At 49.7% G+C, this 22,403-nt stretch carries 24 protein-coding genes; 16 read left to right on the plus strand and 8 right to left on the minus strand.

Features of this window, described 5'->3' with window-relative positions; genetic code table 11:
• The first annotated feature begins 109 nt into the window (after nucleotides 1-109).
• The gene (locus ICL55_RS04260) at nucleotides 110-700 is read left to right on the plus strand and encodes a hypothetical protein (protein ID WP_188094795.1); all 591 of its coding nucleotides are present in this window, start codon (nucleotides 110-112) and stop codon (nucleotides 698-700) included.
• 104 nt (nucleotides 701-804) lie between these two features.
• Nucleotides 805-1,587, plus strand: coding sequence for a peptidase associated/transthyretin-like domain-containing protein (locus tag ICL55_RS04265; RefSeq protein WP_188094796.1), 783 nt, complete (start codon nucleotides 805-807; stop codon nucleotides 1,585-1,587).
• Here the strand turns inward: ICL55_RS04265 and ICL55_RS04270 are convergent, their stop codons facing one another.
• On the minus strand, nucleotides 1,588-1,932 hold the full coding sequence (locus ICL55_RS04270; RefSeq protein ID WP_188094797.1) for a darcynin family protein: 345 nt from the start codon (nucleotides 1,930-1,932) through the stop codon (nucleotides 1,588-1,590).
• A 66-nt stretch (nucleotides 1,933-1,998) separates the two neighbouring features.
• Nucleotides 1,999-2,574: a Crp/Fnr family transcriptional regulator gene (locus ICL55_RS04275; protein WP_188094798.1), complete on the minus strand. Its 576-nt coding sequence runs from the start codon at nucleotides 2,572-2,574 to the stop codon at nucleotides 1,999-2,001.
• Between the two features lie 152 nt (nucleotides 2,575-2,726).
• Here ICL55_RS04275 and ICL55_RS04280 point away from each other — a divergent pair, with 152 nt between their 5' ends.
• The 11 genes from ICL55_RS04280 to ICL55_RS04330 all read left to right on the plus strand — a co-directional run bounded on the left by ICL55_RS04280 (nucleotide 2,727) and on the right by ICL55_RS04330 (nucleotide 16,223).
• Nucleotides 2,727-3,857: an RtcB family protein gene (locus ICL55_RS04280; RefSeq protein WP_188094799.1), complete on the plus strand. Its 1,131-nt coding sequence runs from the start codon at nucleotides 2,727-2,729 to the stop codon at nucleotides 3,855-3,857.
• A 49-nt stretch (nucleotides 3,858-3,906) separates the two neighbouring features.
• A complete protein-coding gene (locus ICL55_RS04285) occupies nucleotides 3,907-4,248 on the plus strand; it encodes a hypothetical protein (protein WP_188094800.1) in 342 nt (113 codons plus the stop codon).
• A 114-nt stretch (nucleotides 4,249-4,362) separates the two neighbouring features.
• On the plus strand, nucleotides 4,363-5,769 hold the full coding sequence (lpdA, locus tag ICL55_RS04290; protein WP_188094801.1) for a dihydrolipoyl dehydrogenase: 1,407 nt from the start codon (nucleotides 4,363-4,365) through the stop codon (nucleotides 5,767-5,769).
• Between the two features lie 39 nt (nucleotides 5,770-5,808).
• A complete protein-coding gene (locus ICL55_RS04295) occupies nucleotides 5,809-6,711 on the plus strand; it encodes a hypothetical protein (protein WP_188094802.1) in 903 nt (300 codons plus the stop codon).
• A 1-nt stretch (nucleotide 6,712) separates the two neighbouring features.
• Nucleotides 6,713-7,801 carry a DNA alkylation repair protein gene (locus ICL55_RS04300; RefSeq protein WP_188094803.1) on the plus strand — a complete coding sequence of 363 codons (1,089 nt, stop codon included), beginning with the start codon at nucleotides 6,713-6,715 and terminating at the stop codon, nucleotides 7,799-7,801.
• 61 nt (nucleotides 7,802-7,862) lie between these two features.
• Nucleotides 7,863-8,918 (plus strand): linear amide C-N hydrolase, encoded by a 1,056-nt coding sequence (locus ICL55_RS04305; RefSeq protein WP_188094804.1) that lies wholly within the window; start codon nucleotides 7,863-7,865, stop codon nucleotides 8,916-8,918.
• 108 nt (nucleotides 8,919-9,026) lie between these two features.
• Nucleotides 9,027-9,578: an RNA polymerase sigma factor gene (locus ICL55_RS04310; RefSeq protein WP_188094805.1), complete on the plus strand. Its 552-nt coding sequence runs from the start codon at nucleotides 9,027-9,029 to the stop codon at nucleotides 9,576-9,578.
• A gap of 71 nt (nucleotides 9,579-9,649) precedes the next feature.
• Nucleotides 9,650-10,678: a FecR family protein gene (locus tag ICL55_RS04315; RefSeq protein WP_188094806.1), complete on the plus strand. Its 1,029-nt coding sequence runs from the start codon at nucleotides 9,650-9,652 to the stop codon at nucleotides 10,676-10,678.
• Between the two features lie 85 nt (nucleotides 10,679-10,763).
• Complete coding sequence (locus ICL55_RS04320; protein ID WP_188094807.1) at nucleotides 10,764-13,931, plus strand: SusC/RagA family TonB-linked outer membrane protein; 3,168 nt, start codon at nucleotides 10,764-10,766, stop codon at nucleotides 13,929-13,931.
• A 14-nt stretch (nucleotides 13,932-13,945) separates the two neighbouring features.
• Nucleotides 13,946-15,511 (plus strand): RagB/SusD family nutrient uptake outer membrane protein, encoded by a 1,566-nt coding sequence (locus tag ICL55_RS04325; RefSeq protein WP_188094808.1) that lies wholly within the window; start codon nucleotides 13,946-13,948, stop codon nucleotides 15,509-15,511.
• A 79-nt stretch (nucleotides 15,512-15,590) separates the two neighbouring features.
• Nucleotides 15,591-16,223: a class I SAM-dependent DNA methyltransferase gene (locus tag ICL55_RS04330; protein ID WP_188094809.1), complete on the plus strand. Its 633-nt coding sequence runs from the start codon at nucleotides 15,591-15,593 to the stop codon at nucleotides 16,221-16,223.
• A 75-nt stretch (nucleotides 16,224-16,298) separates the two neighbouring features.
• On the opposite strand, the gene ICL55_RS04335 is transcribed toward ICL55_RS04330, so the two are convergent.
• From ICL55_RS04335 to ICL55_RS35520, 6 genes are all read right to left on the minus strand, one after another.
• Nucleotides 16,299-16,679 (minus strand): DoxX family protein, encoded by a 381-nt coding sequence (locus tag ICL55_RS04335; protein ID WP_188094810.1) that lies wholly within the window; start codon nucleotides 16,677-16,679, stop codon nucleotides 16,299-16,301.
• A gap of 6 nt (nucleotides 16,680-16,685) precedes the next feature.
• Nucleotides 16,686-17,153: an SRPBCC domain-containing protein gene (locus tag ICL55_RS04340; protein ID WP_188094811.1), complete on the minus strand. Its 468-nt coding sequence runs from the start codon at nucleotides 17,151-17,153 to the stop codon at nucleotides 16,686-16,688.
• 6 nt (nucleotides 17,154-17,159) lie between these two features.
• The gene (locus ICL55_RS04345) at nucleotides 17,160-17,483 is read right to left on the minus strand and encodes an ArsR/SmtB family transcription factor (protein WP_188094812.1); all 324 of its coding nucleotides are present in this window, start codon (nucleotides 17,481-17,483) and stop codon (nucleotides 17,160-17,162) included.
• Between the two features lie 159 nt (nucleotides 17,484-17,642).
• Nucleotides 17,643-17,972 (minus strand): DUF4870 domain-containing protein, encoded by a 330-nt coding sequence (locus ICL55_RS04350; protein ID WP_188094813.1) that lies wholly within the window; start codon nucleotides 17,970-17,972, stop codon nucleotides 17,643-17,645.
• 90 nt (nucleotides 17,973-18,062) lie between these two features.
• Nucleotides 18,063-18,800: a LytR/AlgR family response regulator transcription factor gene (locus tag ICL55_RS04355; protein WP_188094814.1), complete on the minus strand. Its 738-nt coding sequence runs from the start codon at nucleotides 18,798-18,800 to the stop codon at nucleotides 18,063-18,065.
• 4 nt (nucleotides 18,801-18,804) lie between these two features.
• A complete protein-coding gene (locus tag ICL55_RS35520; protein ID WP_223151299.1) occupies nucleotides 18,805-20,799 on the minus strand; it encodes a histidine kinase in 1,995 nt (664 codons plus the stop codon).
• Nucleotides 20,800-21,016: 217 nt separating this feature from the next.
• Between ICL55_RS35520 and ICL55_RS04365 the strand changes: the two genes are divergently transcribed.
• From ICL55_RS04365 to ICL55_RS04375, 3 genes are read left to right on the plus strand one after another with little or no spacing between them, the layout of a single operon-like run.
• Nucleotides 21,017-21,499 (plus strand): hypothetical protein, encoded by a 483-nt coding sequence (locus ICL55_RS04365; protein WP_188094815.1) that lies wholly within the window; start codon nucleotides 21,017-21,019, stop codon nucleotides 21,497-21,499.
• 7 nt (nucleotides 21,500-21,506) lie between these two features.
• Nucleotides 21,507-21,845, plus strand: coding sequence for a hypothetical protein (locus ICL55_RS04370; protein ID WP_188094816.1), 339 nt, complete (start codon nucleotides 21,507-21,509; stop codon nucleotides 21,843-21,845).
• A gap of 13 nt (nucleotides 21,846-21,858) precedes the next feature.
• Entirely contained in the window at nucleotides 21,859-22,371 is a 513-nt protein-coding gene (locus ICL55_RS04375; protein ID WP_188094817.1) for a DMP19 family protein, read from the plus strand.
• Nucleotides 22,372-22,403 lie beyond the last annotated feature (32 nt).

Raw genomic sequence — 22,403 nt, forward strand, 5'->3', positions numbered from 1 at the left:
GGGTATAAAAATAGGCAAAAAGCGATTGGTCTGGCCAGTTGAGCGGTTAAAGCAGTCACAAACCGACAGATTTACTATCTTGTACACAAATGAACAACCCGAAAAGAATATGACGATCAGCAAAATTTTGGCAGGACTGGCCCTGGTCCTGCAATTGGCTGCAGCCGGAGAGGCTGCGGCACAAACCACTCCCTCCGTAATGGACGTGACTACCGGCCTGTTGACCTGGGTCAAACACCTGAATAATGACGTTGATAAATATTATAAACCGGAGAAAGGGCAGGACCTGAGCCTGCATCTGAAAGGACTGAAAGAGGATTTGCAGGTATATATGAAAACCCGGAAAAAACTCTCTGATAGTTTGTTCCGACATAATATTGCACCGGGGAAAAAAGACCCGGACCAGCTGGAAGATCTGAAAACCAAAATGAGCGCTGTCATGAACCACATGCGTGATGTGAGCGATCTGGTGAGCAATGATCTGCGTAAGGAAGGTGATAAGCTGAATGAAGAAATATATGAAGCCCTCTACGGGCAGCAACCCCGATACCTTTCTTTTCTCGAAGCATTTCTGGATGGAGTAGAGGTGACAAAAAAAGATCTTGCCGTAGATGGCAGCGTTCATACGCAGCGGCTGGAAGAATGCGCTGCGGTGATTGCTTCTCTGCAGGACAAGATCGATAGAAAAACTAAAAAATAGGACACGGATACAAGCCTGGCAAGCCTGCGGACAGATACAACGTTTTGTTAATATTTGCCGGATGTTTTGCTTATGTTTTGATCCTGTCTTAGATTGAGGCAGAAATGAGCACTTTTTACCCGGTTAAATGGTTCATATTATTCCCGTTGTTGTTCTTGCTGCCGTTAGCAGCGAGTGCGCAGTTGCGTGTGAGCGGAACAATATACGATCGTTCCGGTCGTTTCGGAATGCCGGGCGTTAGTGTGATGAGCACATCCGGCGCCGGCACTGTCACAGATTCGTTGGGGCGTTACAGTATCCGCCTCTCGCTGGCAGACTCCCTCAGCTTTTCCTATCAGGGCAAAGCCACCATGAAATTTCCTGTTAATGAGATTCATCCCAATCGTCCGTTTGATATGAAGCTGCATGTGGACATTACCACATTGCCCACTGTTGTGGTTTCCACGAACCGGGTGAAGGATTATTCTGCTGACTCCGCAGCCTTCCGTGACGAATACCGGAAAGTATTCGATTATGCGCCATCGTTACTGGGGGGTACCAGTGGCCCGGGTGGCGTGGGCATCAACCTGGACATGATTTTTAATGCTAAGAAAATCAAACGCATGGAGGCTTTCCGGGAGTTGCTGGAGCGTGATGAACAGGAGAAATATGTAGATCATCGTTTTAATAAAGCGCTGGTGAAAAAGATCACCGGTCTTGAATCACCAGCGCTGGAGGCGTTTATGAAACAGTATCGCCCCACGTATGCGATGTTTGCCTATTTCCGCAATGAGTATGAATATTACCTGTACATCCGCGACAACGGCCGCCAGTTTGCCCGGGTATGGGCGTTGGAACATCCGGAGGTGAAAGATCCTGCCGGATTGCAGATCATACCGGGGCATTAGTTACCCTGCCTTTCGTATATCATCCACATTCATCGATCCCCTGAAATTATTGGGAACACCTATGATAATATCTTTTACATCGAAGTAAGGGGCCGCGAACGTATGAGATTCCCGGAGGTATCCTACCAGGTAACCGAAATGCTCCAGGTTACTGGTTTCGATGATCATAAAATCAGAAACTGCTGCGTGCGTGAAGTCACAGTCAAACAGCCGGACGCTGCACTGATCAGAAAACTTGTCAAGGATAGGCCTTACTTCTGTCGTTACGAACTGGTCGCGCTCAGACCGGGATTTTGTCAGCCATTGCGGGGTGGCTTTCGCCAAGAGGATAATTGTGTACTGCATGATCGTAAAATTGAATCACAAAGCTATTTCCGGCTTTGCTGAAACCTCTTGACATAGGTAAAGAAATCAGCTGGCCGTTAATTTACGACGGATGCGGCTTAGTTGCGTGGGCGAGATGCCCAGCCAGGATGCGATATGATATTGTGGAATCTGCTGTTCCGCTTCCGGGTAGGCTTTGCGGAAATTGAGGTAGCGGTGGGTAGCGTCAAACAGCGCCAGTTCTATTTCCCTTTGTTCTTTTTGTACGAAGATGGACTCCGCCCATTTACGGGAGAAACGTTCCAGGTCGGGGCAGGTGTCGTATAGGCGGGTAAACTGCCGGTAGTCTGCCACCCAGATGCGGGCGTCGGTGAGTGCCTGCTGGGAAAACAGGGCAGGCCGGCCGCTGATCAGGGAGGCGTAGTCCCCGAAAAAGGAGGGTGCGGAAAACAGGACTTTATTATATTCCTCACCGTTGTCTTTCCGGTAAAAGCCACGTACGATGCCGCTTTCCAGAAAGGCCATGGTCCGGGCGATTTCACCTTCCCGGATGAAGAAACTGTTTTTGTCCAGCGTGGCGGGTGAGAACAGGGAGATGACCTGTTGCCAGGTTGTTTCCTTTAACGAATAATGTTGCTCAAAGAAAGAACGGAACATTTCCATAGTATGTTTTCTATAAAAAGAAGACGAATGAAGCTGGTGTTTATTGTTTTAAATATTTTTTCTATCTTTGCCCCACTGCTGACATCTCTGTAAGGGGCAGATGTTCCTACCCAAGCCCCACGAACTAATCTTTTTTACCCAAATTAAAGAACATGCGATCTATTGCATTCTATTGTGATGCACATAGTGTTGAAAGCAACGCTATGGAGCAGTTGCAGCAGTATTCCCAAAAACCGTTTGTTGACAGCATCTGTGCGTTTACAGACATTCACTATTGCGCCGAAAAAGCCCTCCCTGTGGGCGTGGCTTTTAAAACCACGGATTATTTTTACCCGTTGATCACCGGTAAGGATATCGGGTGTGGCGTGATGTATCTTAAAATCGATAAACAATACTGGCTGCGGCCATTCGACAAAAACGCCCACTACCGCGCTTTCGCGCAGGCACATACCCAAATGACCGATGACGGTCTGGGTGGGGGCAACCACTTCCTTTCTATTGAGGAAGATAACGAGGCCGTATATATTATTTGCCATACCGGCACGCGCGACAGGGGTATTGCGCTGTATCAGCATTGTATACAGCTGACCCGTGATTTCTCGCAGGAATACGGCCATGACGTCGACTATGTGCATCGCGACTTTGTACAACCGGATTTTATCCGGTACTATCAGGACATCCTGCAGTTCGGCTATGAGCGGCGGAAGAATTTCTGCATCAAGACACTGATCTTTCTGCAGAACGCCAATTATCTGAGCTGCCATAAGGCAGCCATTGACAGGAACTACCTGCAGCACAACTACCGCGACCAGCGCGAGGAGGGGGTGTTACATGGGACCCCGTATTTACTGGAGGATTCCATTCACAACCATCTGCGTTTTTCCGGAAAAGAGATGATACACCGGAAAGGAAGTACAGAACTGCAGCAGGGAAAAACCGCGGTGATTCCGCTGTCTATGTCCAGAGGCAGCCTGCTGGCTAAAGCCGGCTACCTGCCTGGCGCCGCTGACGCGCTCTATTCCTGCTCCCATGGAGCAGGCAGAAAGCTGTCACGCTTTGAAGCGATGAAATACTGGAAAACCGTGCTGAAGGAAAAGCAGCGCAGGGCCTATAAGGAGCAGTTCAGTGAACTGCTGGACAGGTCCGGTAATTTTCCTTCCGGATATATTCAGGAGTTTGATTTCGCTTACAAAGACGCGTCTGATGTTTTCAGGCTGCAGCCTTATCTGCAAAAAGTAACGCAGACCACACCGGTGGTGACGGTTAAATACACCGAAATTTAATCATCGTAACCCAGCACTTTTGTGCTGGGTTACTTGTTTAATGTTTTTTATGATGAACGCAGAAGCGTTTCGCTGTTTGGTAGAAGCGCAGGACCAGCGCCCGCTGTCAGAGAAAATCAGGTTGATCGAAAAACTGCTCTTTCAATTTACCATTGCCGCGCGTGTTATTGGGTCGGACGACCGGTTATCAGACAAGCAGATCGTGATCGCACTCAAATGGCTAAACGAAATGACGCACCGAACGTGGAATATATTGTACGATCTTCGAAGGAACGAAGACCATGACAGCATGGGCCGGTTATATGCCTGTATGCGTCAATATGCAGCGGAGTCCCGTGAATTGGGTGGACATCTGGCGGAGTCCTTTCGTTTGGCAATGAGCCATTTTTAGTGTGGCTATAGGAGAATGGCTCGTCAGTCTTCTCCGGCAAACAAATCCCTTAAAATAAAAAATACCGATTGGTATATAATTCGTAATATTGTTGTCCAGATCAATCTTAAGTATATGGAAAATCAATATGATGTTGTGGTCATCGGCTCTGGTCCCGGCGGCTATGTAGCGGCCATCCGCGCGGCCCAGCTAGGGTATAAAGTGGCCATCGTGGAGAAATACAGCACCCTCGGCGGCACCTGTACCAATGTAGGCTGTATTCCTGCCAAGTCGCTGCTGGACAGCTCTGAGCACTATCATCAGGCAGCAGTGCAATTTAAAGCGCATGGCATCAACACCGGCGGTATCAGCCTGGACTTTGGGCAGTTTATCCGCCGCAAAGGCGAAGTGGTATCACAGAATACCGCCGGACTGGTATATCTGATGAAGAAAAACAAGATACAGGTATATCAGGGCGTCGGCAGTTTTGTGGATACGACCCATCTGAAAGTAACCGCTGCAGATAACACGGCAACGACGGTCATCAGCCGTTACTTTATCATTGCTACCGGCTCCAAACCATCTACCATACCGGGCGTGGCGATCGATAAAAAAAGAATCATCACTTCCACGGAGAGCCTTTCCCTGCCGGAGAAACCGGCCTCCATGGTCATTATCGGCGGCGGTGTGATAGGGGTGGAACTGGCTTCTGTATATGCTCGTATAGGCACCAGCGTTACCATCATAGAATATACCAACAATCTGATACCGACGATGGACCAGGAGCTGGGCAAAGCGCTGCAAAAGTCGCTCCGCCAGCTGAAAATCAACCTGCTGCTGGGCAGCAAGGTGCAGTCGGCCGCCAACAATGGTGCCACTGCCACCGTGAAATTCCTGGATGAAAAAGGCGCGCAACAGGAGATCACTGCCGACTACTGCCTGGTGGCGGTAGGCAGAAGAGCTTATACAGACGGGCTTAACTTATCCGCTGTGGGTATTCAGACAGAGAAAAACGGCAAGATAAAAGTGAATGAAAAACTGCAAACGAATGTGTCCAACATCTACGCGATCGGGGATGTGATAGACGGCCCCATGCTGGCCCACAAAGCAGAAGAGGAAGGTGTATTTGCAGCGGAAACCATACATGGCATGCATCCGCATATCAACTACGCGCTGGTACCCGGCGTCGTATATACGTGGCCGGAAGTAGCTGCGGTCGGTGCTACGGAAGAACAACTGAAAGCGCAAAACGTGGAATATAAAGCGGGTAAATTCCCATATATGGCCAGCGCCCGCGCCCGTGCCTCCATGGATACGGACGGATTTGTGAAAGTACTGGTGTCGCCGAAATATGGAGAGATACTGGGCGTACATATCATCGGGCCACGTGCCGCAGACGTGATCGCGCAATCTGTGCTTGCCATAGAACAGGAAATGACTGCTGAAGAAATGATCCGTTCCTGCTACGCACATCCCACCTACGCGGAAGCCTTAAAAGATGCTTACCTGATCGCTACCGGCCAGGGTGCAATCAATATCTAATTTGCTTAACTTGCCGTTGCAAAAAATATCTGTACTGTAATGGCAATTGATGGCATAAAGATTATTGACAGTGACATGGCGCATGATGTCTACTCCGGCATCATGGACCTGTACGATAGTGGGGCAGACCTGTCAACCATTGAAGCAACCTTTCCGCTGGAGGATGAAGAATATGCGTCCGACGCACTGGACCAGGAACTATATGTAACCGCCTGCGGGCTTGCCCTGTGGGAAATAGGCCTGATGGATGCCGGTAAACTGGCATTCATCAGGTCTGTTGTGGATAAAGGCGCTTTTATCAAAGCATGGGATGCCGACGGACCTGACGGGAAAGCCAGACAGAAAGAACTGGACCGCTACTGGAAAAAAATCAGTCAACCTAACCAAAAAATCAGGGCCCGAAAAAAATACCGCAAGGTGACCCGTTTTTATTTTCAGGTCAACGACGTACTGGCGTTCCGGTTGGACAACGGTGATTACATGGCAGCGCTATGCGCGGAGATATACCAGCACCGCGGTGTTTGCGAATACATGATGGTGCCTGTTACCTACTATGGTGACACCATGCCCACCCAACAAGACCTCCACCAGTGCGATTTGTTGGGCCGTACCATCGAATCTTTTTATGATAAGGCTACCACCAAAAAAATGCAGCCGGGCATAGAACGGATATGGCAGCACCTTGGTGGCGAACAGCAATGTTTCTTCGGGCTGAGTAAATTTGGCCTGACACACCGCGATGCGGCCGTTTGCCGGCAGCAGCTGCCGAAAGTAGGTGCGTTGCCTGTAGTAGCGGGACTGAATCATGCGGCTGTCCGTGGCACCGTGAGTGGATTTGACTCACTACGGAAACGTTTTTATGATATGGTGTCCGGCATGAAGGCGGGAACGTCCAACATGCATCAAAGCTGGCCGGTCAAAGTAGTTTGTAATATTGAATAGTATGGAACCACTCAAAGAGATGTTCAACCGCGATTTTTACCGGCATTTTGCGGATGTTTTTGCAGCTGCGGATAAAAAATTTGACCGGAACGGTTTCTATAAAGAGGTGACAGAGGCGCTGGAAACCCGCGAGCTGAACGAACGTTTGCGCCATACAGCGGTAATGCTGGGCAAACATCTGCCTAAAGATTACAAAAAGGCGCTGGAAGTGTTAATGAAGGCAGCTCCTTCGCTGAAGACCGGTTATACCGCGCTGGTATTGCCTGATTTTGTGGCGTTGTATGGCAAGGACCACTTCGAGCTTTCCATGAAAGCGTTGCAATACTTTACCACACTGGGTTCCGCGGAATTTGCCATCAGAACGTTCCTGAAAACAGATTTCACCCGCACGCTGACGGTGATGAAACAGTGGGCCGTTCATGATGATCATCATGTGCGGAGACTGGCATCTGAGGGAAGTCGCCCGCGGCTGCCCTGGTCCTTTAAGCTCGACGCCGTCATTAAAGATCCTTCGCTGACACGGGACATCCTGGAGTCGCTCAAAACAGATGATACCCTGTATGTAAGAAAGTCGGTGGCCAATCACCTGAATGATATTTCCAAAGACAACAGCGCCTATATGCTGGAGGTGGTGAAAGGCTGGGACACGCAGCACCCGCATACCGCCTGGATCGTTAAACATGCCAGTCGCACGCTGATCAAAAAGGGAGATAAGGACTCCCTGTGTGTGTTTAATTTCGAAAAGCAGGTGAAGGTGAAGCTGGACCAGTTCAGACTGAGCGCCCCTTCCATCCGCCTCGGAGATGCGCTGACATTCACTTTCCTGCTGAAGAGCGAAAAATCATCTCCCCAAAAACTGGTGATCGACTACGTGGTACACTATCCGAAATCTTCCGGCGAGCTGTCACAGAAAGTATTTAAGCTGAAAGAGGTGGTATTGCAGCCGGGAGAACAGCTGTCTTTCTCCAAAAAACAGGTCTTTAAAGATATGACCACCCGCAAACACTATAAGGGCAAGCATTTGATCAGTATTCAGGTAAACGGGAAGATACTGGGCGAGCAGGCATTTCAATTAAAGATAATGTCGTGAAGTGAACAATATGGCGAAAAAATCGTTTATTAGTGGTTTGTAACCCAACATTTAAACCACTATGAAGTTAACTTTCAAAACCCTCGCCCTCACGATTATTGCATCATTTGCAGCCATTGCTGTTATTCACCCCGGACGTGCGTGTACCCGTGTCGTTTACAAAGGCCTTGACGGCTTGTTGATCACTGCCCGGTCTATGGACTGGAAAGAGGATACGCAGACCGACCTGTGGATTTTTCCGCGGGGCATGGCGCGCAACGGCGAAACCGGTGCACAGACCGTTAAATGGAAATCCAAATATGGCAGCGTGGTTGCTGCCGCGTATAATATCTGCAGCACCGACGGGATGAACGAAAAAGGGCTTGTGGCCAATCTGCTTTGGCTGGCCGAGTCGAAATACCCTGACTGGGACCGCAAGCAGCCGGGACTGACTATTGCCGCCTGGGTACAGTATGTACTCGATAATTTTGCTACCGTAAAAGAGGCGGTGGACGAGCTACAGCAGGAACGTTTTACGATTGTGTCTGACAATGTGCCGGGACAAGCCAGGCTTGCCACGCTGCATCTGTCTATTTCCGATGCCAGTGGCGACAATGCCATCTTTGAATACATCGAAGGTAAACTGGTGATCCATCATGATCCTGCCTATCAGGTGATGACCAACTCACCGGCATATGACAAACAGTTAGCGCTGAACGAGTACTGGAAAGAGATTGGTGGCACTACCATGTTGCCCGGCACCAACAGGGCTGCCGATCGTTTTGTGCGTGCTTCTTTTTATACTACCGCGATTCCTAAAACAAAAGATTACCGGTTGGCCGCTGCCAGCATGTTCAGCGTGATCCGCAATTGCTCCGTGCCTTATGGTATTAGCACTCCTGATCAACCCAATATCTCTTCCACCCGTTGGAGAACAGTGTCTGACCAGAAGAACCTGATTTATTATTTTGAGTCTTCACTGACGCCTAATACTTTCTGGGTGGATTTCAGCGATGTGAATTTTTCGTCGAAAGGAGGCGTGAAGAAATTATCGCTGACCAAAGGCGAAGTATATGCCGGCAATGTGGCCGGGTCCTTCAAAAGGGCTAATCCATTTAAATTTCTGGGCCCGCAATAGCGAGCCCTTTTTTTTGCCCTGTCTTTTAATAAAATGTTATCAGGGATGCCTATACGCAATTAAACCAGTCATTTTTACTAATTTGCCCCTTTGATCAACCATGTGGGGATGCCTGATATTTTACAGTTACAGTTAGGGAATGCAGCCGAATTTGAGTCCGTGTACCGCGAATACCATACCCGCGTGTATGCGTTTATGTGGCGATATACCCATGAAGCGGAAGTTTGTGAGGAGCTGGTACAGGAAGTTTTTGTGAAACTATGGACCAGCCGCAAAACCCTGAATCCCGCGCTGGCAATTACTACGCAGTTATTTCAGATAGCCAAGACCGTATTTATCGATTATCACCGCCGTACGAGCAGGCGTATCCGTTATATTAATATGACGGAGCATCTGGCCGAAGATGCCGCTATTGCGCCGGGTGTCCGGGACATTGCCCTGCTGCGGCAGGTTTCCACGGTTATAGACACGTTGCCGCCTGTACGCCGCGAGGTATTCCTGCTGGGCAAAGTACAGGGACTGACTTATCCCGAGATAGCTAAAGCGTTGTCGATTTCCCCCAAAACAGTGGAAGGGCATATGTCCAAAGCCCTTAAATTTCTCCGTCACCGCCTGGGAGGCTTGCTGCACCTGGGTTTGCTGTGGTTATGTCAACTCTGATGTACAGCGTATAAAAAAATTTTTTTCAGCAGTAAGGGTGTTTTGTCACTTCATACGTATAACCTTATCAAATGCCCATTTCAACCGAACAGATCGCACGATACCTGGAAGGCCGTTGTGCACCGGCCGAACAGCGGGAGATCGCTGATTATCTGCATGCCCATCCGGAAGTACTGGAGCAGTTTCTTGACGAACAGGGATGGGGCGCAGATATGATGCTGCCTTCAGCACAATCGGAGCGAATGCTGACCGCTATCCGTCAGGAGACCGTGCATGCCCGCCGTCGCAGGCTGCTGTGGCCTGTTACAGGCGCCGCTGCCGCTGCTGTCATGGCTGGAATTCTTTTGTGGATGCGACCTGCCACAGAGCAGCCGGCCCGGGCTATACCTTCCATGGCGCAGGCGCCTGCTGTCACAGCGCCTGCGGTTACCATACTGCGTGCCTGGCAGGCAGACAGTGTGGTGAAGCTGCCGGACGGTTCACTGGCTACGTTGCGGCCAGCAACAGAAGTGCGCTACGATACCGGTTATGGCCGGCAACACCGCGAACTGCAACTGACCGGCGAAGCGATCTTCGATGTAGCCGCCCGCGCTGCATTGCCTTTTACCGTGCGTAGCGGCGAAGTGACCACCACCGCGCTGGGCACCGTATTTATGGTGAGCGCCATGGAACACGCCCATCGCGTGAAAGTGCGGCTGCTAAGCGGAAAAGTAGTGGTGAAAATGAAGAATAGTCCGGGTACCTACCTAACACCAGGGCAGGAGTTGGCCTGGAATGAAGACAATAACAAACTGTCTGTATATGCGTGGAAGCAACCACCCAGGCCAGTGGCAGTTGTTCCGGCAGTAGTGCCGGAAGCCACAGTGCTGATGCACGACGGACAGATAGAGTTTGTCAAATGTGCGGTGGAAGAGGTGTTCAACGTATTACACCGGGAATATGGTATACAGATCACCGCAGACCCGGCAGCCCTGAAAGGATGTTTCTTCAGCGGAACGCTGACCGGGCAACAGGATGCTGACGATATTATTCACACGATAGCGACCTTGAACCAACTAACATTGACAAAGGATAACGGAGCTTATCACATCCGTAAATAGTCCGTCTTTTTATAGTCACCTACGATAACAGGTTATTCACGTATGGCTGGATAGCGAGGCAGTGCTATGCCATAAAACAAACGTTATGATGATCAGATTTACAAAACAGTCTCTCAAAAGAGGCAGCTGGCTTTTTATTTCCCTATGGCTGCTGGCACTAACGGCGCATGCGCAGACCGGTGGAGGCACCATCACCGGCGTAGTAAAAAATGAAAAAGGCGAAACATTGCCCGGCGTGACCGTAGGCGTTATCAACGGAGACTCGTCTTTTCGCAAAGGACAGGTAACAGACGCGCAGGGCGTATTTCTTATTACCGGCATTCCTGCCGGCGGACCTTATGCCATTTCGTTTACCTCTATCGGTTATATCAAACAGCAGTTGCGTAACCACCGGCTGGCCGAAGGAGAAAAAGTATCCCTGCTGATTAAACTGAAAGAGTCTGCCACAGAGCTGAACCAGCTGGTAGTGATCGGTTACGGTACACAGAAAAAAAGCGACGTGTCCACGTCTATCACCACCGTGAACACCGATTTTATCGGCAAACAATCTATTCTCCGCGCGGAGCAGGCCTTGCAGGGCAGCGCCCCCGGTGTCCTGGTATTAACGCCTTCCGGTCAGCCTGGTGAAAAACCGATGATCCGTATCCGTGGTACCGGCACCAATAAAAATCCGGACCCGCTTTACATCGTAGACGGCTTTCCGGTGAATGACATCGAATACCTGAACCCTAATGATATTGAGCGTATGGACGTGCTCAAAGACGCTGCTTCTGCCGCGATCTACGGCGCCCGTGGCGCTAACGGCGTGGTGCTGATCACCACCAAAAGCGGTAAAAAAGGCCCCGCACGTGTAGCGTACGATGGTTACTATGGTATCCAGAACGCATGGCGTAAAGTACCGGTGCTGAATGGCCGCGAATACGCAGAAATGATGAACGAAGGCGCCCGCAATGCCAATCAGGCAGCGCCTTTCGATAATCCGGCGCAATACGGCGAAGGCACGCGCTGGCAGGATGCCACCTTTACCAAAAATGCTCCCATCACCAATCACAATGTGTCTGTAAGCGGTGGCAACGAAAACGCCACCTATTTTACTTCGTTTTCCTATTTCGGGCAACAGGGCATCGTTGGTGGTGACCGCTCCCAATTTGAGCGTTATACCATCCGTCTCAATGGCGACCAGAAAATAAAGGACTTCCTGCGTGTAGGCGTGAGCTTAAGTTATATGAACACGACCAGCCGCGGTATCAATGCCAATGCTGATTACGGCGGGGTGCTGAACAATGCCATCAATCTGGACCCGTTGACACCGGTATACGAAACGGACACCAACAAACTGAAAAATTCGGTACACTATCCGATCAATGCGGTCCGTAATGGTGACCAGGTATATGGTATTTCTTCCGTCATCACCGATGGACCTACCAACCCGCTGGCTGCTATGCAGCTGGCCAACGGTAAAAACAAAAACGATAAGATCCTGGGTAATGCCTATGCAGAAGTGAATCTCATGCAGGGATTGAAGTTCCGCTCTTCCCTCGGTATAGAAGTCAACAACTACAGCAGCAGCAGTTTTACGCCTGAATACTATCTGAACAGTGGCTCCAAGACAGATGTAAGCCTCGTGGGCAAAGGGTTTTCCCGTCGTTATACCTGGCAGGTGGAGAACGTGTTGTCGTACAATCGCAGCTTTGGCAAACATCACTTACAGGCGTTGCTGGGACATACCGCGCTGAAATCCCGCTTCGAGAACCTGAACGGTTCCCGTCCGGACCTGATCACCAGCGATCCGAACATGGCCTATATCGATCTGGCCACCAACGAAACCCTGAACAAGGTGAATGGTGGCGCCGATGTGCGTGCGCTGCTTTCTTATTTCGGCCGCGCTGCCTATGACTATGACGGCAAGTATCTGTTTTCTGCCACGCTGCGTCGTGACGGCTCTTCCCGTTTCGGCCGCAACAATCCTTTTGCCACTTTTCCGTCCGTGTCCGGCGGCTGGGTACTGTCCAAAGAGCAATTCTATACCTCCAATACCGTCACTTTCCTGAAGCTGCGTGCTTCCTGGGGCCAGAACGGGAACGAAAATATCGGCGACAACTCCTTTCCGTGGGCGGCCGGCATGGTACTCGGTAACGGCTATACGTTTATCAAGCCCACCGGCGAAGAATATTACCTCAATGGAGTGGCTTCCGGCGCCGTGCCTAATCCGAACCTCAAATGGGAGACCTCCGAACAGACCAACTTCGGCGTAGACGTAGAGCTGTGGAAAGGTAAGCTGGCCGTGACGGCAGACTACTACATTAAAAACACCATCGGCCTGCTGTTTAATCCGCCGATCACCGCTATCGTTGGTAATCCTTCTCCCTACGTCAACGGTGGCTCCGTATCCAACAAAGGCGTAGAGCTGGGCATCACTTACAAACAGCAGGTAAATAAAGACCTGAGTTTCAATGTGACCGTCAACGGTGCTTACAATAAAAACAACGTGACCGCCATCAACAACGCCGCCAAAGCGGTAGCGGGCACCGGATTTATCGGCGCCGGCGCAGTGACCCGCATGGAGGTAGGTTACCCCATCGGTTATCTGTGGGGCTACCGTACCGCCGGTATCTTCCAGAACCAGAAAGAAGTGGACAGCTATGTAGGTCCTGACGGCAAAAAAATCCAGTCCAGAGCGGTGCCCGGCGACCTGAAGTTCATGGACCTCAACGGCGATGGTAAGCTGGACAACAACGACAAGACCATCATCGGTGATCCCAATCCGGATGTGACCGCCGGTCTGAATCTCAACGTGACGTATAAACGTTTCGACTTCAGCATGTTTGCCGTAGGGATGTTCGGACATCAGTTACTGAATGGCCTATACCGCTATGATATCAAGATGGCCAATATGCCGCGCCAGTACCTCGACAGATGGACAGAAGAAGGTTCCGCTGCTAAGTATCCCCGTTTCACTTTCGCAGACAACAACGGTAACCACAATAACGTATCTGACGTATATGTAGAAAACGCCAGCTTCGTGCGTATCAAAAATATTCAGGTAGGATACACGCTGGCAGATAATCTGATCAAAAAAGCAAAACTGAATAATCTGCGTGTGTACGTGGCCGTAGACAATCCGTTTACCTTCACCGGTTATAGTGGATTTGACCCGGAAATCGGCGCCCGTGATGCGCTCAACCTCGGTGTGGACCGCGGCGTATATCCGCAGGCGAGGGCTTTCCGTGCAGGCTTAAACGTTAACTTATAATTCCTCTTAGAAGTATGAAAACAAGATTCCGTTATATAAAATACGCATGTGTGTCGTTGTTGCTGGCCGGTAGTGGTTGCACCAAATCGTTTCTGGAGCTGGACCCGCCATCACAAATTGTGGAGAGTAATTTTTTCCGTAATGAAAAAGAAGCCAATCAGGCACTGGCTGGCGTATACCATGTGCTGCAATGGAACCAGTGGATGGGCTTTCATCCCACGCATTGCTGGAGCGAGGCCGCCTCAGATGATGCGTATTCCGGCGGCGGCAGCCAGAGCGATGGCGTAGGTATCAAAGGGCTGGACCAGTTCCGTACCGTTACCATCGGAGACCAGACTTACCGCGGGTTGTGGTCTATTTACTATGCCGGTATTGCCCGCGCCAATGTGTATCTCGATAAAATCGGCAAGGTGACCGCGTCTGATGAGTTCAAACGGACGACCATCGCAGAGGCTAAGTTTCTGCGTGCGTACTTCTATTTCGAACTGGTACGCTGGTACGAAAATGTGCCGCTGGTGACTACGCCGCTGGTAGACGCGGCGCAATACAATCAGCCGCAGGCCAAACCGGAAGCGGTTTTTAATCAGATCGCCAAAGACCTGGAAGAAGCGATGCCTGATCTGCCTAAAACAACACAGCGGCAGATCGGTGGTCATGCTACCCATTGGAGCGCCAAAGCGCTGATGGCCCGTGTGTATCTCTTTTACAAAGGCGTGTATCAGCAGGATTTGCTGGCAGGGTCCAAAACCATCCATAAGGCGGTTGTTCAGGAATACCTGGAAGATATCATCAACACCGGCGGATTTAAACTGGCCGATGACTTCGCCGGTATCTGGCGGAGAGCAGGGGAGTTCGGTACCGAGTCAGTGTTTGAAGTGTCCCATAGTGGTCTGATCACCGTGAGCAACGTGAATGACCAGCGTCTGGGGCAGGGGAACCTGAGCGTGCATATGTTTGCGCCCAGAGGAATCAACGATCCGGTGTACACCGCCGGCTGGAGCTACAGCACCATTACACAGTCGCTCTACGATGAGTTTGAGCCTAACGACCCGCGCCGCGACCAGACCATCCTGTATGGCCGCCATTTCAGCGCTATCGCCAAGAGCTGGCAGTATACCGGTTATTTCAACAAAAAGTACGCTACGCACATAGAATATAAAGCCGGCGCGAACAGTGATGCCAACTGGGGCAACAATTACCGCTCTATCCGTTATGCCGATGTATTGCTGATGGCCGCGGAGCTGTGGCTGGGCGACAACCAGGCTAAAGCAGACGCCTATCTGAAAATGGTGCGCGACCGCGTGCAGATGCCGGAAGTGAAGGCCACCGTGGAAAGTATTCGTCACGAGCGCCGCGTGGAGTTCGCCGGAGAGGGGATTCGTTACTGGGACCTGCTGCGTTACGGTCTCGACTATGCGAAAAAAGCCATTGACGCCTCCGGCAAAAGAGGGGTGGATTATGACGGTGATCAAAGCCGTTTTAATATGGACTGGGACATGACGAAGCGGGGCAGATTGCCCATACCGCAACAGGAAGTAGATATTGCCAACGGCGTGTTAAAACAGAATCCCGGGTATTAGTTGCCGGGTGTTGTATTGGATAAAGCTACCAGCGTTTGCTGGTAGCTTTTTTTTATCTTTATAGTAAATCATATTTCCCATGGATGACAAGACTGCATTAGTAGTACAGTTGTTTGGCAAAAATGCCCGCCTCTATGAAGAAAAATTCATGGATACGCAGGGGTATCAAAACGCGCTGGATGTATTTTGCCAGAGCATTCCCCGGGAGGAGGCCGCCATTTTGGAGCTGGCCTGTGGTCCGGGTAATATCACGCACTACCTGCTGCACCAGCGGCCGGATTTCCGTTTGCTGGGCACCGATCTGTCGCCTGACATGCTGGACCTTGCCCGCAAGAACAACCCCGGCGCCATATTCCAGCTGCTGGACTGCGCCGATATGACCACGTTGCCGGATCGTTATGATGGCATCATGGTGGGTTTTCTGTTGCCCTATCTCTCTCAGGAGGCAACGATCAAACTGGTCCGCGATGCAGTGAGCATGCTGCAGCATGGAGGCGTGTTGTATCTCAGTACCATGGAGGACGACTATACGAAATCGGGCTGGCGGAAATCCAGTACCGGCGACGACTACTATCAGTATTTTCATACGGGGGCCTGGCTGCAGGAAGTGTTGCGTGAACATGGGTTCAGCGTGATCCATGAGCAGCGGATCGCCTCTGCCAACGGGGACGGTACTCCGGTGACGGATTTAATTCTGATAGCCAGCCTGTAGTGGTTGGATCACCGAAAGAATGTTCAGTGTTGGAGGAGCAGTCGTAGGTTTTCGAAAGGAACATTCACGCTGGAATCAGGCAGTAGCCATGATCTTTCTGTTTGCCGGACGAAAGTACCAGGATATCACGGTAAGGACCAGCAACAGCAGGGACGGGAAAGTATCTTTCATGGCGTCGCCGGCAATGAGGTGAGAACAGAAAGCGCCCGACATCATAAAGAAGAAGCCTGCATAAGCCCATTCTTTTACTAAGGGAAATCTGGGTACCAGTACGGCTATTACCCCTAAAATTTTCCAGACACCCAGTATTTTCAGCATGTAGGCGGGGTAACCCAGACGGGTCATAAAATCGGTTTCAGTTTTCATTTCCAACAGTTGTACAATGGCAGTGGAGGTCATACCTAAGGAGAGCCAGAGGGTGGCGATCCAATAGATGATTTTGTTTGTTTTAGACATGATGTGTTATTTTTTGAATTTGATGGCTATTTTTTCAAGACGGTTGTGTGCCAGGCCCATGCCGCGGGCCATGCCTATCTTCAGGTATTGTGCTCTTTCTTCCAGTGTTTTGTAAATGATATGCATGCGGAGTTTGCTGGTGTCTTCGGTGAGTTTTTCAAATTCCAGGAATTCCAGTTGCACGCCAAAACCGCTGTTCTCCATTTCAAATGTGCGAACGATTTTTTCTTCGGGAACGAAGTCGTGGATCGTGCCACTGAACCCGTGTTTGTTGCCGGCAGGATCGGTCGTTTCAAATTGCCAGCAGCCGTATTTTTTGTTTTCCAGTTTCAGTACTTTGGTGCCCATCCATTCTTCCACGATTTCAGGCTCGGTGTACGCCCTGAAAAGCAGTTCCAGCGGTAAATCGAATTCGCGTGTGACAATCAGTTCCAGTTTGCCTTCTTCGGCATGCACTTTTGTTTTCAGTTCCATCTGCTGTTATTTTTTGGTTTGATATTTTTTCATGACGGCTTCCAGTTTGTTGAACCGGTCATCCCACATCTTACGAAAAGGTTCGATGAAGTCTGCTATCTCTTTCATTTTCTGAGGATTTAAATGGTAATATATTTCCCTGCCGTTTTGTTCCTGTTTCAGGAGCTCACATTCCGTGAGTATGGCCAGGTGTTTGGAAACAGTTGGCCGGGCGGTGTCAAAGTTGGCCGCGATGGCCCCCGCCGTCATAGCATGCGTGGCTACCAATACAAGTATAGCCCTCCTGGTGGGATCTGCTATGGCCTGGAAAACATCTCTTCTTAAATTCATTGTGTAGCTATTTGACTACAAATATATGTGTAGTTATTTGGCTACGCAAATTTTTAGCGGGATTTTTTTCAAAAAAGGAGATGGCCAGTTTTATTATGTTGATTATCAACATAATAAAACTGGCCATTTAAAACCAATGGAGAAAAGCCGGGTGTTTCGTTAGTCGAGGAACACAAACTTGTCCTCAAACATTTTCCCTACTACCGGGATGGGTTTCTTTTGCTCGTTGACAGCGTTGATAATGCCGAATATCCAAAGGATCAGCAGTGCAAGTCCGATATAGGTAAGGAAACCAAGCGAAGGGACGATGGAGACAACAACGGAAAGGGCCACATTGATGAGTACTGACAAAATAAAAAAGCCGAGGCCTTGTTTAAGGTGGTACACGACCAGATCACTTTTGGGGGAGAGATCTTTGCTTTTTACATAGGCAACTATCCAACCGATAATTGTCACATAACTAAGGATAGAAATGGTTTTGTTGTTCATTGTTTTGATCATTTGCTGCCAAAGGTAGCCATGGCGGCAAATGCGGGAACCGTCGTTTGATGTTTGGCGGCTTTGGCTTTGTATTCGTCATCATCCGTCTTTCATGAGTCTGAAAAAAGCTTCTTTATTGCCTCTGGATATAGGAATGGCGGTGTTATCCTCCATTTGTACGAGGCCTTCCCGGGAATAGCTGATGATATAATTGACATTGATCAGGTGCGACTGATGCACCCGGAAAAATTCGGGTGGCAGCAGGATGTCTTCGTAATTTTTCAGGGGTTTGGAAACGATAATTTTTTTTCCTTCTGTGAGATAGAAAGTGGTATAGGAGCCGGATGTTTCACAACGGATAATCTGATCGATCTTCACCACGTGCATGGCTTCCTGCGTGGGGAGCACCAATCGTTTGGGTGTCTTTTCCAGGCTGGTGTTCAGTTCATTCAACTGCTTTTCTGCCAGGAACCGGCCCTGAAGATCGGTTATCCGTTCCAGCGCCGTTTTAAGTTCCTCTGCGTCGATAGGCTTCAGTAGATAGTCGATGGCGCTGAACTTAAAGGCACGGATGGCGTGTTCTTCATAGGCAGTGGTAAATATCAGGTGGAAAGCCTTATGGGCAACCTGGTTCAGTACATCGAACCCTGTTCCTTCCTTCAGCATAATATCCATGAATACAAGGTCCGGTTTGAGCCTGTCGATCAGCTTAACTGCTTCCTCTTCTCTTTCGGCATAACCCACAATTTGTACCTCTTCTGGGGCTGTCATCTCCAGCAGGATGGAGAGGGCTTCCCTCAGGCGGTATTCGTCTTCTACGATGATCGTTCTGTACATGGTTTTATTTTATGGGGATGTATAATGTTACGATAGTGCCTTGTCCATCTGTTGCGGGTTGCTCCCGGACTTCCAGCCGGGTGTGTGGATTGTCTTTTAGCATCAGCAGCAGGCGTTCATCGGTGATTTTTGTTGACAGGGAGCGGTGTGAGTCATCGGTTTTGCGGCGTCTGGACTCCGTTAGCCCGATACCGTTATCCGTGATGGTACATACCAGGATCTGCTCGTTGCTGTGCTCGTGGAACCAGATGCTCAATAGCCCGTGTTGGGATGAAGCCAGTGGCTTTAAGCCATGTTCGATGGCATTCTCCACAAAGGGTTGTATCAGCAATGGTGGCAGTTGTAGCTGCCGGTCTATGGACGCATCGCATTCAATATGATAGTCGAAGCTTTTATTTAGCCGCAGCTGTTGTAGTTCGATATAGTTTTTCAGCGTTTCGATTTCTTCTTCCAGCGTGATCTTCTCCATACGGGAATGTTCCAGTACCCGTCTGCTCAGCCGGGCAAACTTAGACAGATAGGACACTGCCAGGGCTGTATCCTGCTGAAGGATCATGCCCTGGATATTTCCCAGCGCATTAAAAATAAAATGAGGGTCCATCTGGGATTGAAGCAGCCTTCTTTCCAGAGACAGTTTCTCAGCCAGACTTTCCAGTGTTTCCTTTTCCATCAGCTGCATCCGCAACTCATTGTTGGCCTGTTGTTGCTGAAGGATATCTTCCCGGTTCTGGTAGTAACGTTGACGGTAGTAGTACGACCGGTACATAAAAACAAGTCCGATCAATAATACCGCAGCAATGCCATAACCCAGGCGTTTGTTTTTCTTTTGGAGTTGATTTTCCTGTTCCAGCTGGGTGATACGGGTTGCTTTTTTGTCTGACTCAAAGCGCGCATCAGCGTTTTGCAGCATCTGCTGGGTAGATTCGTCGTACTTCAGCTGGTTGTACTGTACAAAGGGGATGTCGTAGGCATAGTAGGCAGCATAATCTTTTTCGCGCGCAGCCAGGTCTTTGAGGCATCCGTAGAAGGCGGCCAGCAAATAATTGTCTTTGTAGGGGAGTGCCTGTTGATAGGCGATGCCTGTTTTGAACAGGTTCTCCGCGATCCGGTATGCTCCTTTTTCCAGAAAAAACTGTCCGCGTAGTCCGATAGCGCTCCGGTAAACATTTCTGAGGTCGTATTGCTGTGCAATGGCGGAGGCTTTCTCCAGGCAGGAGAGGAAGGCTTGTTCGTCTGCCGGCTTAGGGCCATTTAAATAGAGAACGGCCAGATTAATATAGGCGATACCGATATTGCTCTTGCTGACGATCTTTGTGGCTTCTTTCTCCGCCAGCTCAATGGTGTGCCTGTAAAACGCGACGGCTTCCTGCCATTGGCCACGATCACCGGAGGCGGTGCGGTCCGACAGATAGCTGCCTACGGCGAGGCGGGCGTGCAATATGTTTTCCGGTTCGCCCGACTTCTCCGCGTAAGCGAGTGCAGCATCCGCATACTTTTTTACTTTCTCTTCCGATCCGGGCGAGAAAAGGTAGGAGATGTCTGCGCCAATTCTGGCGCACAGGTCATAGGCTTCCAGTTGGGTGAAGAGCTTGTAGGCTTCCAGCATATAATCCAGCGCCCTGGATTTATCTTCTATATAAGATTTCAGTGACCCCATCGCCCAGGAGGCAAAAGCTTTTGCCCTGGCATCTGACGTGGCGCCTGCCGTATGATAGGACTGCTCGGCATATTGGGTGAATTCTTTCAGGTGCAATAGCCGCCGGTGGGTCATGGCCAGGTATGCCTGGCAAATGGCTTGTTCCGCTTTGTTTTTCTTTTCTTCGGCGAGGCGGAGCGCATTCAGTTGTATTTGTATGCTGGCAGTGGAATCCGTAAACCGTTTGGCATAACCTTGCCGGGCGGCTTTTTCCACAGAGGAGATTTCCTGCGCGTTTACAACACCCCATATCAGCATACAAAACAGGATGCCACAGCGATATTTATTCAAGCATCTTTTCACTGATATATAAATTAAATGATGGCTAAGATATCGATTGTTATATGACTGACAAAATATAGAACGCGGATGTTGGAGATGCTGCAAAATCTTTGTTGGGAGCCTGTTTTCCGGATTTCGGGGAGAGTCGCCCAAATAACAATTGAAAGTAAACAAATACCAATTCAGGTCGCGGCCTCAGCAGGTAAAATTCTAATCTTGATAAAGAAAAATATATATCATGAAAACGAAGTTTTGGATTTTTGCATGGGCTTTTCTTTATCTTTCCATCGGAACGGTCCATGCGCAGCAATCGGAAGAAAAACGCATTAAGATAACGTTGACAGTGAAAACGGACAACGGTCCCGTGGTCGCTGTAATCAGGTCTTTCACGGTTTCTTTCAACAGAACGTTGAATACGCCGGCGCAGGATGCTGTAAATGGCAAGCCGGTGGCCGCTGATGCACCACGGGGGCATTATCTGTCGGCAGATTTCGAAAAGCAGGACATCCCGTTATTACGGGCTTTCATGCAAAATAAGAAGGGCCTCGACGGAGAGATCACGGTCACAGACGCTTTTGGAAAGCTTCCCGGAAGGAAGGTGGCGTTTAAGGCCGCCATCCTGGAGACCATGAACGATCAGGTGACCGGCGACTATGGCAGCGCTTTTATGACGTTTAGCTGTGAAACGCTGATGATTGACGGCGTGAAACTGGAATACTAATTAACATATGAACGAAGCTCCCCTCACATTTAAATTCCGGGAACCGGAAACGCTGGGCGTATTTACCACAAAAAGTTTTGTGAACGGCCAGTTGCCTGTGCTCCGCGTAGTACACGAACATGATGGCTACTGGCAGTTTCTGACGGAAGAATTCCTGCTGGCCACCACAGAAGAGGCATTGGCGGCCGCAGAAGAAGATGCGATACTGGTATGCCTGCGGGATGTCGTAGCGCAGGATGCTACCCTCAATGAGGTGGCCGACCTGATGTGTGGCGAGTTTGCAGACCGGCAATTTATGGGGGATGATTGGGCACGGTCTGTCTTTGAAGAAGAAAACGAACAATAAAAAGAACAATATCATGGAATTTTTACCAACTGTCAGCAAGGAAGTAATCGAAGCCGCCGGCACAGAAGACTGGGATTTTATCTACACGATTATCGAACCCTATGAAAACGCTATTGAAGAAGCAGAAGATGAAGAAGAAATTCTGGACCAGCTGAGCGATGATCAGCACGCGCTGTTAATATATAACGCGCTGTACGGACAGGTCACCAACGGTGGTTTCCTGCAACTGATACATAACGGATATGGACAGTTTGTCTTTGATCCTGTTTTTGTGGAAGATCTCCAGAGATGGTCGATGAATGAGACGGCCGCCCTGGTCAAAAAGGCCATGGATATCTATCAGGCCAATCAGGTGCTGCTGGACCAGGACAGAGACCTGGAGGCGTTCTCCGCGTTGTATAAAACATTTACTGCCTTTGAACCGCTGGATGCTGCATTCTATGATGTGATGGACGAAGAAGTGAAGCGTTTTAGAAATTATATTGAAACGAACCTGGATTCGTTTGTAAAAATAGAGCAAGCCTGATCCTGACAGCAATAACGTAATTTTTTTTCTCC

Origin of the sequence: Chitinophaga varians, assembly GCF_014529945.1 — a bacterium.
Lineage (GTDB): Bacteria > Bacteroidota > Bacteroidia > Chitinophagales > Chitinophagaceae > Chitinophaga > Chitinophaga varians.